Annotated in this window: 15 protein-coding genes and 1 tRNA gene; 3 read left to right on the top strand and 13 right to left on the bottom strand. The window is 69.9% G+C overall.

Going from position 1 to position 15,702, the window contains the following annotated elements:
* Positions 1-197 precede the first annotated feature (197 nt).
* Positions 198-1,001, bottom strand: a complete 804-nt coding sequence (locus tag ACI3KY_RS03900) for an inositol monophosphatase family protein (RefSeq protein WP_404928893.1) — start codon at positions 999-1,001, stop codon at positions 198-200.
* A 138-nt stretch (positions 1,002-1,139) separates the two neighbouring features.
* Here ACI3KY_RS03900 and ACI3KY_RS03895 point away from each other — a divergent pair, with 138 nt between their 5' ends.
* A complete protein-coding gene (locus ACI3KY_RS03895; protein WP_404928892.1) occupies positions 1,140-2,732 on the top strand; it encodes a phytoene desaturase family protein in 1,593 nt (530 codons plus the stop codon).
* Between the two features lie 139 nt (positions 2,733-2,871).
* On the opposite strand, the gene ACI3KY_RS03890 is transcribed toward ACI3KY_RS03895, so the two are convergent.
* A complete protein-coding gene (locus ACI3KY_RS03890) occupies positions 2,872-3,867 on the bottom strand; it encodes a hypothetical protein (RefSeq protein WP_404928891.1) in 996 nt (331 codons plus the stop codon).
* Positions 3,868-3,991: 124 nt separating this feature from the next.
* Entirely contained in the window at positions 3,992-4,549 is a 558-nt protein-coding gene (locus tag ACI3KY_RS03885; RefSeq protein ID WP_404928890.1) for a YbaK/EbsC family protein, read from the bottom strand.
* 70 nt (positions 4,550-4,619) lie between these two features.
* Here ACI3KY_RS03885 and ACI3KY_RS03880 point away from each other — a divergent pair, with 70 nt between their 5' ends.
* Positions 4,620-5,321 carry a hypothetical protein gene (locus ACI3KY_RS03880; RefSeq protein WP_404928889.1) on the top strand — a complete coding sequence of 234 codons (702 nt, stop codon included), beginning with the start codon at positions 4,620-4,622 and terminating at the stop codon, positions 5,319-5,321.
* Between the two features lie 62 nt (positions 5,322-5,383).
* Here the strand turns inward: ACI3KY_RS03880 and ACI3KY_RS03875 are convergent.
* From ACI3KY_RS03875 to ACI3KY_RS03850, 6 genes are all read right to left on the bottom strand, one after another.
* Positions 5,384-5,465, bottom strand: a tRNA-Tyr gene (locus ACI3KY_RS03875).
* A 122-nt stretch (positions 5,466-5,587) separates the two neighbouring features.
* Positions 5,588-6,529: a PfkB family carbohydrate kinase gene (locus ACI3KY_RS03870; RefSeq protein ID WP_404928888.1), complete on the bottom strand. Its 942-nt coding sequence runs from the start codon at positions 6,527-6,529 to the stop codon at positions 5,588-5,590.
* Positions 6,526-7,026 (bottom strand): FBP domain-containing protein, encoded by a 501-nt coding sequence (locus ACI3KY_RS03865; RefSeq protein WP_404928887.1) that lies wholly within the window; start codon positions 7,024-7,026, stop codon positions 6,526-6,528. The genes ACI3KY_RS03870 and ACI3KY_RS03865 overlap by 4 nt, the downstream gene beginning before the upstream one ends.
* A gap of 132 nt (positions 7,027-7,158) precedes the next feature.
* Positions 7,159-8,055: a sugar ABC transporter permease gene (locus ACI3KY_RS03860; protein ID WP_404928972.1), complete on the bottom strand. Its 897-nt coding sequence runs from the start codon at positions 8,053-8,055 to the stop codon at positions 7,159-7,161.
* Between the two features lie 115 nt (positions 8,056-8,170).
* Entirely contained in the window at positions 8,171-9,787 is a 1,617-nt protein-coding gene (locus ACI3KY_RS03855) for an ABC transporter permease subunit (protein ID WP_404928886.1), read from the bottom strand.
* 82 nt (positions 9,788-9,869) lie between these two features.
* Positions 9,870-11,099 carry an extracellular solute-binding protein gene (locus tag ACI3KY_RS03850; protein ID WP_404928885.1) on the bottom strand — a complete coding sequence of 410 codons (1,230 nt, stop codon included), beginning with the start codon at positions 11,097-11,099 and terminating at the stop codon, positions 9,870-9,872.
* A 275-nt stretch (positions 11,100-11,374) separates the two neighbouring features.
* Here ACI3KY_RS03850 and ACI3KY_RS03845 point away from each other — a divergent pair, with 275 nt between their 5' ends.
* The gene (locus ACI3KY_RS03845) at positions 11,375-11,863 is read left to right on the top strand and encodes a YajQ family cyclic di-GMP-binding protein (protein ID WP_194413071.1); all 489 of its coding nucleotides are present in this window, start codon (positions 11,375-11,377) and stop codon (positions 11,861-11,863) included.
* Between the two features lie 66 nt (positions 11,864-11,929).
* Here the strand turns inward: ACI3KY_RS03845 and ACI3KY_RS03840 are convergent, their stop codons facing one another.
* From ACI3KY_RS03840 to ACI3KY_RS03825, 4 genes are all read right to left on the bottom strand, one after another.
* Positions 11,930-12,553: a DUF305 domain-containing protein gene (locus tag ACI3KY_RS03840; RefSeq protein WP_404928884.1), complete on the bottom strand. Its 624-nt coding sequence runs from the start codon at positions 12,551-12,553 to the stop codon at positions 11,930-11,932.
* 122 nt (positions 12,554-12,675) lie between these two features.
* On the bottom strand, positions 12,676-13,035 hold the full coding sequence (locus ACI3KY_RS03835; RefSeq protein WP_404928883.1) for a PRC-barrel domain-containing protein: 360 nt from the start codon (positions 13,033-13,035) through the stop codon (positions 12,676-12,678).
* A 146-nt stretch (positions 13,036-13,181) separates the two neighbouring features.
* Positions 13,182-14,351 (bottom strand): hypothetical protein, encoded by a 1,170-nt coding sequence (locus tag ACI3KY_RS03830; RefSeq protein WP_404928971.1) that lies wholly within the window; start codon positions 14,349-14,351, stop codon positions 13,182-13,184.
* A 148-nt stretch (positions 14,352-14,499) separates the two neighbouring features.
* Positions 14,500-15,696, bottom strand: a complete 1,197-nt coding sequence (locus tag ACI3KY_RS03825) for a glycosyltransferase (protein WP_404928882.1) — start codon at positions 15,694-15,696, stop codon at positions 14,500-14,502.
* Positions 15,697-15,702 lie beyond the last annotated feature (6 nt).

Genomic DNA, 15,702 nt, shown 5'->3' with positions numbered 1-15,702 from the left:
AGCGGAGTCGGGCTCTCAGGTCGTGCCGCGAGGGGGGGTGCACGCAGCAAGGCGGTCAGTCGGGCTAGGACCACCTCCGCCGTTCGGGCGGCGAAGGTAACGATCGGGTAAACACTACCCCGGGCGTGCTGGGAATGCCATGTAAGACTCGGATTTCGTCCCGCGCGTTTCGTGAAAGTTCGATGAGACGGCGGGTGTCACGCCAGTCCGGCAGCCTCGGCCAGGCGATCGAAGATGGCCGGAGTGGCCGCGACGACGAGCGGCGCACGCGGGCCGCCGTCGGGCTCGGCGCGACCGAATCGGCCCCCGGCCTCGGTGACGAGCAGCGACCCTGCGGCGAGATCCCACGGCGCGAGTCCCCGCTCGAAGTAGCCGTCGAGGCGCCCCGCCGCGACGTACGACAGGTCGAGCGAGGCGGCTCCCGCCCGGCGCAGGTCCCGGGCCAGCGAGGGCATGACCCGAGCGATCAGCTCGAGGTCTCCGGGGCGGGTCGCGGGGTCGTACCCGAACCCCGTCGCCAGAAGCGCGCCGGCGGGTCCGACCTCGGGGTTCACCGCCAGCCGGTTCACCCCCAGCCAGGCGCCCTCGCCGCGCGCGGCGTGGAAGACCTCGCCGCTGACCGGTGCGAAGACGACGCCGGCCAGCGCCGTCCATTCGCCCGGAGTCGGCTCGCCCTGCACGGCGGCGATGCTCACCGCGTACGTCGGGATGCCGTACGCGTAGTTGACGGTGCCGTCGATCGGGTCGACGACCCAGGTCACGTCGCCGCCCCCGCGCTCCGCACCGCTCTCCTCGCCGAGGAAGCCGTCGTCCGGGCGAGCCTCCTTCAGCCGGGTGCGGATCAGCGCCTCGACCTCGCGATCGGCCTCCGTGACGATGTCGGCAAGCGCCGACTTGGTGGCCGCGATGGCCACCCCGGCGTCGCGTCGCGTGCGAGCGAGCTCGCCGGCTTCGCGAGCGATGTCGATGGCAAGGGATTCGAGGTCGTGCTCGAGGCTCATGCCTCCACGGTATCCGGCGCGCCGGGGCGGCGACCCGCCCGCGCCCGATGCGCCTTCCACAGGTCGACCGGGGTTGACCTGTCGAGAGGAGGCCGAGAGACCCTGCACTCAGCGGCCGCGCCTCGCTAGCGTGAGCCCATGGCTGCCGGCGCCCTCTCACCCGTCTACGACGTCACCATCGTGGGCGGCGGGCACAACGCCCTCGTCGCTGCCGCTTACCTGGCGCGAGCCGGACGTTCCGTGGTGGTGCTCGAGCGCCTCGACCACGTCGGCGGCGCGGCGGTGTCCGAGCAGCCTTGGCAGGGCGTCGGCGCGCGGGTCTCGCGCTATTCCTACCTCGTGAGCCTGCTACCCCGGGCCGTCATCGACGACCTGGGGCTCGACATCCGGCTGCGTCGCCGTCGCTTCTCGTCGTACACGCCCGATCCCGGCGGCCCGTCGCGCGGCATCCTGATCGACACGGCGGATGCTGCGGCCACCGCCGACTCCTTCGCCCGGGTCACCGGAGGCACCGGCGAGGCGATGCGCGTCGCGCAGCTGTCCGCCCGCCTCGCACCCGTGGCACGGCTGCTCTTCCCGTCCATGATGGAGCCGCTGCGCCCCGCCGGGGAGCTGCGGGCCCGGCTCGACGACGATGCGCTGTGGGAGGCCCTGTTCGACCACCCACTGGGTGGCCTGCTGCGGTCGTCGCTCGAAACGGACATCGCGCGCGGCATCGCCCTCACCGACGGCCTCATCGGCACCTTCGCGTCAGCCGACGACGAGAGCCTCCGGCAGAACCGCTGCTTCCTCTACCACGTGATCGGCGGCGGCACGGGCGACTGGGACGTGCCCGTCGGCGGCATGGGCCGCGTGACGGCCGAGCTGTCGCGCGCCGCCATTGCGGCGGGCGCCGATCTGCGGACCGGCGCCGAGGTGGTGGCGGTGTCACCCGACGGCCGCGTCACGCTGGGCGACGACACCGCCGTCCAGGCGCGGCTCGTGCTGAGCGGGGTGGGCCCGGCTGTTCTCGAGGCTCTGCTGGCCGCCGGCGGAGCAGGAGCATCAGCCGAGCCGGCAACAGCGCCGGAAGGCGCACAGCTCAAGGTCAACATGCTGCTGCGGCGCCTCCCCCGCCTGCGCGATGAGCGGGTGGCCGCCGAGTCCGCGTTCGCCGGCACCTTCCACGTCAACGAGACCATGTCTCAGCTCGACGCGGCCTACGCGACGGCGCTGGGCGGCAGCATCCCGGATCCCCTGCCGGCCGAGATCTACTGCCATTCCCTCACCGACCCGTCGATCCTCAGCCCCGCGCTGCGCGCCTCGGGCGCGCACACCCTCACGCTGTTCGGGCTGCAGACGCCGCACCGGCTGCTCGAGGGGCGGGATCCGGATGCCGCGCGCGCGGCGCTCCTCGACGCGGCTCAGCGCTCGCTGGACTCGGTGCTGGGCGAGCCGATCGCCGACTGCGTGTACGAGGCGCCCGACGGTTCGCCGTGCATCGAGGCACGCACCACGGCCGACCTGGAGCGTTCGCTGGGGATGGTGGGCGGCGACATCTTCCACGGCGGGCTGTCGTGGCCGTGGGCCGACGACGACGATCCGCTCGGCACGCCTGCCCAGCGCTGGGGCGTCGCCACCGAGCACGCGAGCGTGCTGATGTGCGGCTCAGGAGCGCGGCGCGGCGGTGCGGTGAGCGGGCTGGGCGGCCACAACGCGGCGATGGCGGCGCTGGAGATGCTCGCGCACTGAAGCCGGCGGCGCCGGCGCCAGCCGCCCGTCGAGTGCACATGACCTCGCCGAAGGCACACGCTGCGCGCGGATCGAACGTGTACCCTCGGCGAGATCACACGATGTCGACACTCCCCACGCCGCGGCGCGGCGCGGCCTGCTACGAACGCGGCGGCAGCGGCGGGGGCGGCGGGTATCCCTCATAGCCGGGCGCGGGCGGCGCGGGCTGCGCCGGAGCGGCGGACTGCGTCGGCGCCGGGACCGGGGCAGCCTGCGGCGCGACGGGCGCGGCCGGCTCGATCGCCGTGAAGACGTGCGCGCCCGGCGACGGGTAGCCCGTGTAGTACGCGTTCCAGTCGGGCGAGCCGTCCGGCAGCATCGGGAGCGGCGTGACGGCGTCGACGTAGGTCGGCCACGGCAGCAGCTCCTGTGCGGCCGGAGCAGACGGCGCCGTCAGGTCCGCAGCTCCCGCGGGTGCGAGCGGGACGTGCCCGAGCGGGGCGCGCTGCTTCTTCGGCGCGAACAGGACGTTCACGAGCGGCACGAGCGCGGTGCCGAGCGCCGCGAGGATCGCGACCGCCACGACGATGCGCCAGTAGATGTCGGCGAGGTAGAGCCATTCGCCGAAGGCCAGCGGAATGATCAGCAGCGCGGCCAGCGCGACCACGAGGGCGATCGTGATGATCGCGACCGTACGGGTGAAAGGCGTGTCGTGGCGCTGGAACGCCTTCAGATAGAACCGGACGTGCAGCAGCACCAGCTGCAGGATCAGCACGATGAGCAGGAATTGGATGAACCGCGAGAATCCCAGCCATGGGAAGCGCTCCGGCATCCAGATCATGATGGCGCCGAGCAGCAGCGCCACGATCCACGACGCCATGCTGGCCAGCGCGAACCATGCCGGACGCGTCGGCGCGAGGTGCGCGTCGAGGATGGCGACGCCGGCGAAGCCCGCCAGCAGCAGGATCGTCAGGAAGGCCCGGCCGATGATGTCGCTCTGCGAGCCCAGCAGCACCCACAGCACGCACACGACGGCGGCAGCGATGAGCGCACCGATCGCCACCCAGATGGCGGCACGCAGCAGCGACGAGCGGGAGCCGTCGGCAGGGGCGGCATGCGTCGGGGCGGGCGGCGCATACGGATCGGGCGCAGTCATGGCGTTCCTCTCGTGACGCGGGCGGAGTGCCTGCACGCCCATCCTGACATGCCCCACCCCACCCCGTGGATGCCGTTTTCTCGCTCCGCAGGCGCAGCCGTCGCTCCGTGCGGAAGCGGATGCCTCAGGCCGCCGCGCGTGCGAGCCCCTCGGCTCGTTCCGCGCCCGGCAGCGCGAGGAGCGCACCGCCGGGCAGGAAGAGCTTGCTCCCGCGCACTCCCCCGCCGACGACAACTTCCGGCGCATCCGCGACTGCCGCGTCGACGAGGATCGGCCAGCCGGATGGCAGTCCGATCGGCGTGATGCCGCCGTACTCCATCCCCGTCAGCGCGACAGCCTCGTCCATGGGGGCGAACGACACGCTGCGCACGTCCAGTCGTCGGCGCACGAACCCGTTCACGTCCGCCCGTGTCGTGGCGAGCACCAGGCACGCGGCGAACCGCACCTCGCCGCCGCGCTTGCCCTTGACGACGACGCAGTTGGCCGAGGCCTCCGGGGCGACGCCGTATCGCTCGCAGAACGCCGCGGTGTCGGCGAGCGCCGGATCGATGGCGGCGACGCCCACGGTCGCGGCGATCTCGGGGTCGAGTCGCGCCAGCCCGTCGGCGACGGCAGGACTCACGAGTTCGGGATGCCGCGTGGCGGCCTCCGCGACGAGGGTTCCGGTGGCGGTCCAGGTCATGGCCATCAGGCTACCCACCGCCGCCGGGAATCCCCGGGCGCTGCGCGACGGACCGCCGTACGGTGGGCACATGGAGAGCATGCCGGAGCCGGCGACCCCGCGAAAAGGGCCGCCGCCCTTGCGGGTGCGGCGATGGATCGGCTTCACGGTGCTCGGTGAAAGCGTGGGTTTCCTCATTCCGGTGACGGCATTCGCGCTGGCCGCGGCACTCTCTCTCGATGGATGGACGGCGTGGGCCTGGCTCGTGGTGTTCGGCGCGGGCGAGGGTGCGCTCCTGGGTCTCGGCCAGGCGCTGGGACTCCGAGGATCGCGAGCGACTGTCCCATTCGCCGGCTGGATCGCGGCGACGGCGGTCGCGGCATCCGTCGCTTGGGGCATCGGGATGCTGCCCTCGACCCTCATCGATGCCGGCGTGGCGATCGACATGACCTCGCCCGTCACGTGGGTGATCGCGGCGCCGGCGGCTCTGACTCTCCTGGCGACCATCCCGGTCGCGCAGCGCCCGCTGCTCGCCCGCGCGGGCGTGGTGCGCTCGTGGTGGTGGGTGCCGATCAACATGGGCGCCTGGCTCGTCGGGATCGTCTTCACGTTCCTGCCGTCCCCCTGGGTGGATGAATCCACGCCGGCCGCGGTCACGTTCGCGCTGTTCGCCGCAGCGGGTGTCCTCATGGCGACCACGGTGGCCGTGCTGACAGGCCTGGGGCTGCGCTGGATGCTGAGGCGCCAAGGGGGGGCGCCGCGCGAAGCCGTTCGATCGACCGCGGACACCTGAGACTCGAGGAGCCCCGGAGACGCCGAAACGCGCTCCGCAGGCGGAGCGCGTTTCGATGCGGGTGGCGAGTGAGGGATTCGAACCCCCGAATGCTGAGCAGTCTGATTTACAGTCAGATCCCTTTGGCCGCTTGGGTAACTCGCCAGGCGCACCCACCCGACTTTTCCAGACGACCGGAGGCGCGATACAGAATCTTACGCGTAGATCCGCGAGGTCAGAAATCCGCTCGCATCGAGGGGTGCGCGACGTCCCGAGATCGCTTTTGGCTAGGTGCCGATGCGGTCCAGATCGAGACCGCCGAGCGCATCCGGCGTGCGCAGCAGCGCGCCTTCGAAGCGGCACGTGGCGGCCGCGGCATCCATCGCGGACTGCAGCACCGCCTCCCAGCCGTCGGCGTCCGCCGGCGCGCCCTCGACGAGCGCCGCGACGGTCGCCGCGAAGGCCGCGTCACCGGCGCCCATAGTGTCGACGATGCGCCCGGGGAGGTTCGAGATCGGCCGTGTCACGACCGCGCCGCCCGCCTCGACCGTGGCGCCGGCCGCCCCTTCCGTCGCCAGCACTGCCTGAGCGCCGAGGTCGATGAGGCGTGCGCGCAGCACGTCGAGGCGGTCGCCGTACAGGACGGCGGCGTCGTCCTCGCCGACCTTCACCAGCGCCGCGCCCGCCGCGAGCCGCTCGAAGCCGCGTACGAACTCCGCCTTGTCCTGGAGCATCCCGGTGCGCGGATTCGGGTCGACGGCGACGGGCACCTCGCCGCGTCCCGTGCTCCGCGCGAGGGCGCCCGCTTCCTCGAGTGCGTCGACCAGCTCTGCCGTCTGCTCGACGTCGTCGAACGCGAAGCAGCTCACCACCACCGCGTCGGCTTCCGCGAACGCCCGCCGCTCGGCGTCGGCGAACCTGATGCGGCGGCGCTGCGCCGCCTCGTTGAACTCGTAGACCGGCTCGCCGCCGCCCGAGCGCGTGCTCACCGCGCGCGCCGTACCGAGGAGCGACGGCGTCGCGATGAGCTCGACACCGAAGTCGGCGAGGTAGCGCCGCACGCGTGACGCGGGCTCGTCGTCGCCCAGCATCGCGACCAGCGTCGCCGGGACGCCCAGCTGCGCGAGCCCGACGGCGACGTTCAGGGCGGCGCCGCCGACGAACTCCCGGACGCCGTGGTCGTCGCGCAGCTCGTCGATCAGCGCGTCGCCCACCACGACGACGGTCATCGCGCGACGCCCGCGGTCTCGAGCACGCGTCCGACGAAGGCCTCGGTGCGGCGCCGGGTGCCGTCGATCTTCCGGTCGACGCTCGCCCGCACCTCGTTCGGCGCGAGCGGGGCCGCCAGGCGGACGTTCTCATGGCACGACAGGTCGGCGCAGATGTACGTGCCGACGCTGTCGCCGTGCGCGCCGGCCTCCCCGGCCTTGCGCGCCGTGTACATGACCACCTGGTCGGCCGGCTGCATCGTGTGGCACAGGTTGCACAGCGCGGCATGCGCGTGCGACGAACCCTCGGCACCGCGCAGCACGATCCCCGCAGGCTGACCGTCGATCTCGGCCACCAGATAGCCGCGGCCGCGGCTGCGCGGGTCGCGCCACGCCAGGAAATCCAGGTGGTCCCAGTCGGTGATCATGAAGTCGGCGGGCAGCGTGATCAGTCGCAGGTCATCCGGTGTGGCGTTCACGAACGACGAACGCACCTCTTCTTCGGTCAGTGGGCGCATGGCACCTCCTCGCCCGCCCAGTCTACGAACGACGGATGCGTCTGCCACCCCGCGCGCGACCGAGACCGCGCCGCGGCTTGGATGCCGCAGAGCGGATGCCGCGGCATCCGCTCTGCTGTGCGCTCGGGTGCGTCAGCCCTTCGTGGCGCCGGCGGTCAGACCCCCGACGATGTACTTCTGCAGCAGCAGGAAGAGCACCACGACGGGGATCGCCGCCATGACGGCGCCGGCCGAGAATGCCGCCCAGTCCGCGTAGCGCGGGTTCGACACCAGCTTGGTGAGCCCCACGACGAGGGTCTGCTGCTCGGGATCGATCAGCATGACGCTGGCGATGACGTACTCGTTGACGATGCCGATGAACGACAGCAGGCCCACGACCGCGAGGATCGGAGCGACCAGGCGGAGGATGATCGTGAAGAAGATGCGCGCGTGGCCCGCACCGTCGATCTTGGCCGCCTCGTCGAGCTCCTTGGGGATCGTGTTGAAGAAGCCGTACATGAGGTAGGTGTTCACCCCGAGCGCGCCGCCGAGGTAGATGAGGATCAGTCCGCTCAGCGTGTTCAGGCCGATAGCGGGGAACCAATCGCCGATCGCGCTCATCATGAGGAAGATCGCGACGACGGCGAGCAGCTGCGGGAACATCTGCACCACGACGATCGTGATCAGTCCCACACGGCGGCCGGAGAAGCGCATGCGCGAGAACGCATATGCGGCGAGCGCCCCGATGAACACCATCACGAAGCCGGTGACCGTGGCGACGATCAGCGTGTTCAGGAACCACATCGGATAGGGCACCGCGGGATCGGTCAGGATGCGCACGTAGGCGTCGATGCCGATCCGGGAGAAGAGCGCATTGCTGCCCGTCAGCGTGCCGTTCGGGTTGAGCGATGCGGACAGCACGTAGAGCAGCGGGAAGATCGCGAACACCGAGACGACGATCGCGACGAGGTGCCGCCATCCGGTGTCGCCGAACCAGCGGCCGAACGAGCGGCGGCGCACCGGCTTCTCGGCGCGGGGCGCCGGCACCATGCCGGCCGAGGCGGTCTCGAACTGCTCGGCGCTGCCGCCCGATGCGACGGCGAGTGCCGCGTTGTCGGCGTCGACGCGGCCGGGCCGCGTCAGTCGGTCCTGGGGCTCGGACATGTCAGTTCAGCTCCTCGAGGGCCTTGGTCTTGCGGAAACTGATGATCGAGATCGCGGCGACCACGATGAAGATGAGGATCGTGAACGCGGACGCCAGACCGTAGTCGCGGTTCTGGCCGGTGAACGCCACCTTGTAGACCATCGAGATCAGGATGTCGGTGTGACCGACCGGTATCGACACGTCGGAGAAGCGTGGACCGCCGCCCGTGAGCATGTAGATGAGGTTGAAGTTGTTGAAGTTGAACGCGAACGACGCGATCAGCAGCGGCGTCACGGTCACCAGCAGCAGCGGCAGCTTGATGCGGCGGAAGATCTGCCACGGGTTGGCGCCGTCCATGACGCCGGCCTCGTTGACCTCCTCCGGGATGCCCTGCAGCGCGCCCAGGCACACGAGGAACATGTAGGGGAAGCCGAGCCACAGGTTCACCAGCAGCACCGAGAACTTCGCGATCCACGGGTCGGTGAGCCAGCCGATCTCGGCACCGCCGAGCAGCACCTGGTTGATGAAGCCGAAGCTCTTGTTCATCATGCCCGCCCAGATGAGGGCGGACAGGAACGCCGGGAACGCGTACGGCAGGATCAGCATGATCCGGTAGCCGTTCTTGAACCGCATCCGCTTGTTCTGGAAGATCAGTGCGAGCAGCAGCCCGAGGAAGAACGTGGATGCCACGGAGATCGCCGCGAACACGAAGGTCCACGCGGTCACGGCCAGCAGCGGGCCGCGGATGGTGGTGTCGGTGAGTGCGCGGACGAAGTTGTCGAAGCCGACGAACACCTGCCAGCCCGGCAGCAGCTGCTCACCGGACTCGGAGGTGAAGGCGCCGTCGCCGTTGTCGGCGTACACCGTGCCGGTGGTGACGTCGGTCATGGTGTCGGCGTCGGCGTCGTAGACCAGTGTCGAGGTGTACAGATACCCCTTCTGGCCGTCCTGCGTGCGGATCGCCCCGTCGTTGGGATCCTCGCTGTAGGCGACGGCGAGCTGCTCCACCTCGTTGCTGCGCTCGAGCACCTCGGCGAACGTGAGGGAGGTCCAGCCGTCGACGGCGACCGCCTTGCCGCCTTCCATGGTGGCGTCGACGGGGTGCAGCGGCTGGGTGTTGGTGCCGAGGGAGGCTTCACCGTCGGTCGGGTCCGTCACGAGCAGGCCGAGCTCGTTGAACCCCTCGACCACCGTCACCTCGAACGTCGGCGAGTCCTCGACCCGCACGAGGGAGGACCGCATCAGTGACGCGACCGCCTGATCCTTGCTGCCGTTGTGACCGGTGCCGTAGTTCGTGAGGCCGATGTAGGCGGTGTAGCTGAGCGTGAAGATCTGGAAGACGACGAGCAGGATGATGCCCGGCGTCAGGTACTTGGCGGGGATCGCCTTGCGGGAGAAGTAGATCCAGTTGACGAGGACCGTCACCGCGACCACGAGCGCCAGCACGAGCCACTCGTTGTGCAGGAACAGCACGAAGACGGCGTACAGGGCGACGGCGTCGACGATCGCGAGCAGCGCGATCTTCAGCACGAGCCATCGCACGCGGCCGGACGCGGCATCCGCGATCCGGGCGGCGCTGCGCTGGCGCGGGGTCTGCGGCGCGTTCTCGTCCGTCTCAGCGGTGACTGTGTCGGTCATGGATCGTCCTCATCATCGGGACCGGGACGGATGCCGCGGCATCCGTCCCGGTCGCGTGTCGCGGTCGTGGGACCGCAGGTTGTTACTTGATCGCGGCGCTCACGTCGTCGGTGAGCTTCTGCCACGTCGCCGTCGGGTCTTCGCCGTTGATGATGGCGGCCTCGGCGATGCCCCAGTACTGCCACACCGAACCCATGGCCGGGATCGCGGGCATCGGGACGGCGTCAGCACCGACCTTCTGGAAGCCGGCGATGATCGGGTCGGCGGCGGCGGTGTCGGCGGCTGCCGTCAGCGCGGGGAGCACGTTGCCGGCCTTGAACAGGTCGAGCTGCACGTCCTCGGTGCCGATGTAGTTGACCAGGAAGTCGTTGGCGGCGACCTTGTTGTCGGACTCCGAGCTCACGAAGAAGCCCTTCACACCGGCGAACGGCTGTGCCGGCGCGCCCGTCGGGCTGGGGATCGAGTCGATCGCGACGTTGATGCCGGCGTCGGTCGCGGCGCTGACGTTCCACGGTCCGGTGAGCCAGAAGGCCGCCTCGCCGTCGGTGAACTTCGTCTTGGCGATGTCGCCGTCGATGTCGGTGTTGAAGTTGCCGGCCGCACCCTGCGCACCGAGCCAGTTGGCGAAGTCGAAGCCGCCCTGGTCGCCGATCTGCAGATCGGTCGGGTCGTAGTTGCCCTCGGCGTCGGTGCCGAACACCGGTGCGCCGAATGCGGTCTGGAACGGGTACAGGTGGTACGGGTCGCCTTCGACGCCCTGCTGCACCACGAACGGGGTGGTGAGTCCGGCTGCCTGGCCCTTGGCGATCATGTCGTCGAAGCTCGTGGCGGCCTCGGGGACGAGGTCGGCGTTGCGGAGGATGGCGATGTTCTCGACCGCGTACGGGAGCATGTAGACGGTGCCCTCGTAGGTGGACGCCTGCAGCGCGACGGGCAGGTAGTCGCCGGCGGTGTCGCCGAGCTCGATCGGAGCGACGACGCCGTTGGTCGACAGCTCGCCGAGCCAGTCGTGGGCGCCCATGACGACGTCCGGGCCCTTGCCGGTCGGCGCCTGCTGGATGAAGTCGTCCTTGATCTTGCCGGTCTCCTTGCCGACGAGGTCGACCTTGACGCCGGTCTTGTCGGTGTATGCGTCGGCCGCTCCCTTGAGCGCGTCCACGCGCTCGGAGTCGACCCAGACGGTCAGCGTGGTGCTGGCGTCCTTGTCGTCGCCGCCGGCGGTGTCGTCGCCGCTGCCTGCGCAGCCGGCGAGGATGATCGACGCGAGGGCGATTCCACCGATCGCGAGCCAGCTCTTCTTGTTCACCTTCATCGGTGCCGTGCCTCTCTGGAGTACTGAGTGAGTTCGGCCGCAGTGCCGATCGCGACGGTGCGGCTGGGACTCGTGCTGCGAAATGCAAGCGCTTACATTCTTACCTCGCAGGGCCCCATATGGCAACACGGCCCCCGTATCGATATCCCGCCGTGATAATGAGCACGGATATGGAATCGCTTGCACGCGCTTTCCCAGGTGGCGCGGCCCCGGCCCTCACCGACATGTCGACGGCACCGGTTCGCGGCATCCGCTCGGCCACTAAACTTCCCCGCATGGCAGATTCCTCGTTCGACATCGTCAGCAAGGTCGACCACCAGGAGGCGGAGAACGCCCTCAACCAGGCGCGCAAAGAGATCGAGCAGCGCTACGACTTCAAGGGCACCGGCGCCTCGGTGGAGTGGAGCGGCGAATCGGTTCTCATCAAGGCGAGCACCGAGGAGCGTGCGAAGGCGGTCCTCGACGTCTTCCAGTCGAAGCTCATCAAGCGCGGCATCTCGCTGAAGAGCCTGGAGTCCGGCGAGCCCTTCGCCAGCGGCAAGGAGTACCGGATCGTCTCGACGATCAAGGACGGCATCTCGTCGGAGAACGCCAAGAAGATCTCCAAGATCATCCGCGACGAGGGCCCGAAGGGCGTGAAGTCGCAGATCCAGGGCGACGAGCTGCGCGTGCAGTCCAAGTCACGCGACGACCTGCAGGAGGTGCAGCGCCTGCTGAAGGCGGCCGACCTCGAGGTCGATCTGCAGTTCGTCAACTACCGGTAGCGCTCGCCCCTGCCCTGCGGGTCTCGGTTCAGTCCGTGCCGCCGGGTGGAGAGGTGCGACGGTACGTCATCTGTCGGCGGCCAGATCCTGCATCGTCGCGAGCTCGGCGGTCTGCGCCTCGATGATCAGCTGCGCCACCTCGAGGGCGTCGGGGTTGATGCCTTCCTCCATCTCGGTCTCGGCCATCTCCACAGCCGCCTCGTGGCCCTCGATCACGCCTTCGAGGTAGAGCCGTTCCGCTGCCGAGCCGTCTGCCGCCTCGAGTGCCTCCATGTCGACTTCCGACATCCAGCCGCCGTCGTCGTCATCGTCGGGCTCGGCGTCGTCGTCGATCTCCCACTGGTCCAGCAGCGATTCCATCTGCTCGATCTCGGGCTCCTGCTCATTCCGGATCTGCTCGGCGAGGGTCAGCACCCGCTCGTCGATGCCCTCCTTGTCCAGAATCTCCTCGCTCATCTCCACCTCTTGCTCGTGGTGCGGGATCATCATCGTCAGGAACCGGGCGTCGGCCTCATTGAATTCGCCGTCCGCCTCGGCCGTCGGCGATGCTGCCCCTGGCACCTCATCCCGGTTCACGCCGGGCAGCGACTCGTCGCCGTCGAAGCCGCTGCAGGCGGCCAGGCTCAGCGTCACCGCCAAGGGGATGGTGGACAGAGCGAGGGCGCGTCTCGTGGAGGTTGTGGACGACATGTTCAAGAGCGTCGCTCGCTCGACCGCCTCCGGCATACGGGTGGTCTGGAAACGCGCGCTGTGCTATACGCGGCGGGCTCGAACGGCGATGCCCGGGGGTGAGCCGGGCATCGCGCGCTGTCTCACCGGTAGAGGCCGCCGTAATAGGTGTCGAGCCGGCCCCGGTACTCGTCGTCGTCTCCCCTGGTGTCGGGATCCCACTCGGGAGAGTTCTTGATCTGGTCTTTCGTCAGGTCGACGTAGACCTTCTCGTCGGCGTCATCCACGCGCTGGACGGTTCCCGCAGGCAGGATGACCTTCCGGCCGAAGATCCACGGCCCGGTGTCCACGACGATCCGGCTGGCACCCGCGTCGTCGCTCGCTTCGTCGATCTTCCCGATGTCGCCGTCGGTCGCATGGACGTCGTAGCCCACGAGGTTCCGGGACCCCGGTCCACGACCGACCGATTGTCGGTAGTTCCACGCATCCCATGATGAGGACATGACAACTCCTTCGTTGTGTGTGCGATTCGGAAGTCGGCCGATCGGCCGCTTCGGGGAGCCACGTTAAGCAGGTGACCCCTCGCACAGGACCCCCTGGCGGAATCGCCGGAATGGGCGTAGGGGCCGGCGCCCCGAACCCCGAGCGGTCAGGGGATGTGCCAGAACTCCGTACCCAGCCCGTACATGTTCCAGATCCACCACCATTGGCCGACGAGACACGCGGCCAGCACGCCGAGCCGCCAGGAAAGGCTGCGCGGCGCGGCCACCGCACCCCACAGCGGTGAGAGCGGGAAGAGGATCCGGAACACGCTGGATTGCGGAAGGAAGACCGCCAGCAGGTAGAGGAGATAGCTCGCCGCCCACAGGCGGATCTCCGGCCCCAGACGCGTGACATGCGGGCTGAACGCCAGCACCGCGCCGACGGCGGCAACGAGAACTCCCACGCAGATGGGACCCCACACCGGGTCGAGTCCCCAGGACCGGAACCAGTAGTCCGCCGCCTGCGGCCACCCTTCGAAGGGAACGAATCCGCCGGAATCGCCGACCCACAGCCGCCGCCAGGCGAGTTCCGTCGCGAGATAGGCGTCGTCGCGGCCGGTCACCAGCCCCGCGACCACCTGCCAGGAGAAGCCGAGCAGGGTCGCCATGGCCGCGAGTGCGAGGACGTGCAGAGCCTCGCGCCGCGCGAACGGCTCGCGCGACCGGTTCAGCCATCGATTCATCCCGAACAGGCCGAGGAACAACGCGAAAGCCAGCACGCCCGGACGGGTGAACGCCATCGCGGGGACGATCCCATACAGCGGTCCGTACTGCCGTCGCTGCACGCTGCGGATGCCGAGCAGGACCAGCAGCAGGAAGGGCGCCTCCGCGTAGCCGAGCTGGAACATCGCCGCCAGCGGAGCCGAGGCGAAGAACACGACAGCCCAGAGCGCCGCCGTCTCACCGATCGCCGGCTTCAGGATGCTGCGGAGAACCAGGCAGCAGAGGTATCCGGCGACGACGGCCAGCGCCACCGCGCCTGCGGCCCATGAGCCGAGAAGCCATCCGGTCGCGCCGGCCGCCCAGGGGAAGAACGGCATGAACGCCCACGCGTTCTGCGCCACCTCGCCGGCGGCCGTCAGCGGCAGCTCCGCCGGGTAGCCCTCTGACGCGATACGCAGGTAGTACTGCGCATCCCACGCCACGACATAGGTGGCCAGATCCGCGTCCGGGCCGAACCGGGAGCCGGACGGCGACAGCCGCGCAGCGAGGAGGAAGAGTGCGGTGGTGACGAGCCGGGAGGCCAGGTAGATCCCCGCGATCCGCACCGCGGGCATCGCCCACAACGGGCGCCTCGCCTCTGCGCGTGCCGTCCTTCCTCGCTCCAGGACGGGCGCCGGACCCGTGTGCTGTGTCACCGCGCGGCTCCGGCGGCGCGAGCGGCCGCGACCCGCCCAGGAACGCGGCGTCGAGGTCTCGGGCGGATCACGCCGCGACTTCCTCGCGCCGCAGCAGGTCCTGGGTCACGGCGCGGTAGTCGTTCAGCATGCGCTGCCGTCCGAGCCGCGGCCGTGCGGCGAGCGCGCGGCGCCGGAAGGCACCGCGGTTGTTGAGGACGAACTGCCACACCTCGGCGATCGTCTCGGCGTCGCGCGGAGTGACGACGCCGATGCCGTCCACCTGCGCAGCGGCATCCCCGACATCCGTCGTCACGGGCGTCGCGCCGCAGGCCGCACCTTCGATGAGGCACAGCGGCGATGCTTCCCCGAAGGCGCTCGTCAGCGCGACGACATCGGCGATCTGGTAGATCGAGGGCATGTCCTGACGGATGCCGAGCGCGTGCATCTGCGCGATCGGTGGCACACCCGACTCCGCGGCGAGCGCACGGAAGGCGGCGTTCTCCCACGACACGCCCGCGCCGCAGAGCACGTAGTGCGCGCCGGGATGCTGACGCGAGTGGACTGCGAGTGCGCGCAGGAGGAGGCCCGGGTCCTTCATCGGGTCGAATCGCGCGGCATAGGCGATCACGGGAGCGTTCGGCGGAATGCCGAGCCTCCGCCGCGTCGCCTGACGATCCGCTCGGCCCGCGGCCTGGAACCGGTCGGTGTCGATCCCGTTCGCGATGACGTACCGATTCTCGGCGGCGACGCCGGCGTGCGCATAGGCGCGATCGGTGGCCTCGGCGCAGGAGAGCGTCGCGGTGACCAGGCCCGTTGCCGCGGCATCCGTCAGCCATCCCAGTGCGGCACCGGAGTGCCGTGGATCCGAGCGATGCAGGCACGCGGCGACGGGGATGGCGGGCATCATCCCGCGCGACCGCAGCGCCAGCAGGATGCCCAAGGGCTGCTCCTTCAGCGACAGGATCAGGTCGGCCGAATGCACGAGCTCGGCAGCGACCTGCAGCTGCTGGTCCGTGAAGCTGTCCGGCCCGGCCGGGTCACCGTCGCCGAGCATTCCGAGGGTGCTGACAGGCACGCCCGCGCCGACGAGGCGGCCATGGCGGGGGTCGTCCTCCATCCGCTGCACGGTCGCCTCGCGATGCGTCCGAGATGCGATCGCGAGCACGCTGTGCTGCTGATCGCCTCCGGCGTGGAGTCCGGCGACGACATCGGAGTGCAGGATGCGGGCACCACCGGCGAAGAAGCCCTCGTACAGCGAGAGCACACGAGTAGGTCGGACCATGGCGAA

It is taken from the genome of Microbacterium sp. ZW T2_14 (genome assembly GCF_044987405.1).
GTDB lineage: Bacteria > Actinomycetota > Actinomycetes > Actinomycetales > Microbacteriaceae > Microbacterium.
The sequence above is the reverse complement of the archived record's forward strand: the minus strand, read 5'-3'. Positions and strand labels throughout refer to the sequence as shown.

What these genes read in the sequence shown, in the direction of transcription:
- ACI3KY_RS03900 (WP_404928893.1), bottom strand. Translation starts at nt 1,001, where the DNA reads ATGAGCCTCGAGCACGACCTCGAATCCCTTGCCATCGACATCGCTCGC.
- ACI3KY_RS03845 (WP_194413071.1), top strand. Translation starts at nt 11,375, where the DNA reads ATGGCAGATTCCTCGTTCGACATCGTCAGCAAGGTCGACCACCAGGAG.
- ACI3KY_RS03880 (WP_404928889.1), top strand. Translation starts at nt 4,620, where the DNA reads ATGGAGAGCATGCCGGAGCCGGCGACCCCGCGAAAAGGGCCGCCGCCC.
- ACI3KY_RS03890 (WP_404928891.1), bottom strand. Translation starts at nt 3,867, where the DNA reads ATGACTGCGCCCGATCCGTATGCGCCGCCCGCCCCGACGCATGCCGCC.
- ACI3KY_RS03895 (WP_404928892.1), top strand. Translation starts at nt 1,140, where the DNA reads ATGGCTGCCGGCGCCCTCTCACCCGTCTACGACGTCACCATCGTGGGC.
- ACI3KY_RS03825 (WP_404928882.1), bottom strand. Translation starts at nt 15,696, where the DNA reads ATGGTCCGACCTACTCGTGTGCTCTCGCTGTACGAGGGCTTCTTCGCC.
- ACI3KY_RS03865 (WP_404928887.1), bottom strand. Translation starts at nt 7,026, where the DNA reads ATGCGCCCACTGACCGAAGAAGAGGTGCGTTCGTCGTTCGTGAACGCC.
- ACI3KY_RS03850 (WP_404928885.1), bottom strand. Translation starts at nt 11,099, where the DNA reads ATGAAGGTGAACAAGAAGAGCTGGCTCGCGATCGGTGGAATCGCCCTC.
- ACI3KY_RS03885 (WP_404928890.1), bottom strand. Translation starts at nt 4,549, where the DNA reads ATGACCTGGACCGCCACCGGAACCCTCGTCGCGGAGGCCGCCACGCGG.
- ACI3KY_RS03860 (WP_404928972.1), bottom strand. Translation starts at nt 8,055, where the DNA reads ATGGTGCCGGCGCCCCGCGCCGAGAAGCCGGTGCGCCGCCGCTCGTTC.
- ACI3KY_RS03830 (WP_404928971.1), bottom strand. Translation starts at nt 14,351, where the DNA reads ATGCCCGCGGTGCGGATCGCGGGGATCTACCTGGCCTCCCGGCTCGTC.
- ACI3KY_RS03855 (WP_404928886.1), bottom strand. Translation starts at nt 9,787, where the DNA reads ATGACCGACACAGTCACCGCTGAGACGGACGAGAACGCGCCGCAGACC.
- ACI3KY_RS03870 (WP_404928888.1), bottom strand. Translation starts at nt 6,529, where the DNA reads ATGACCGTCGTCGTGGTGGGCGACGCGCTGATCGACGAGCTGCGCGAC.
- ACI3KY_RS03840 (WP_404928884.1), bottom strand. Translation starts at nt 12,553, where the DNA reads ATGTCGTCCACAACCTCCACGAGACGCGCCCTCGCTCTGTCCACCATC.
- ACI3KY_RS03835 (WP_404928883.1), bottom strand. Translation starts at nt 13,035, where the DNA reads ATGTCCTCATCATGGGATGCGTGGAACTACCGACAATCGGTCGGTCGT.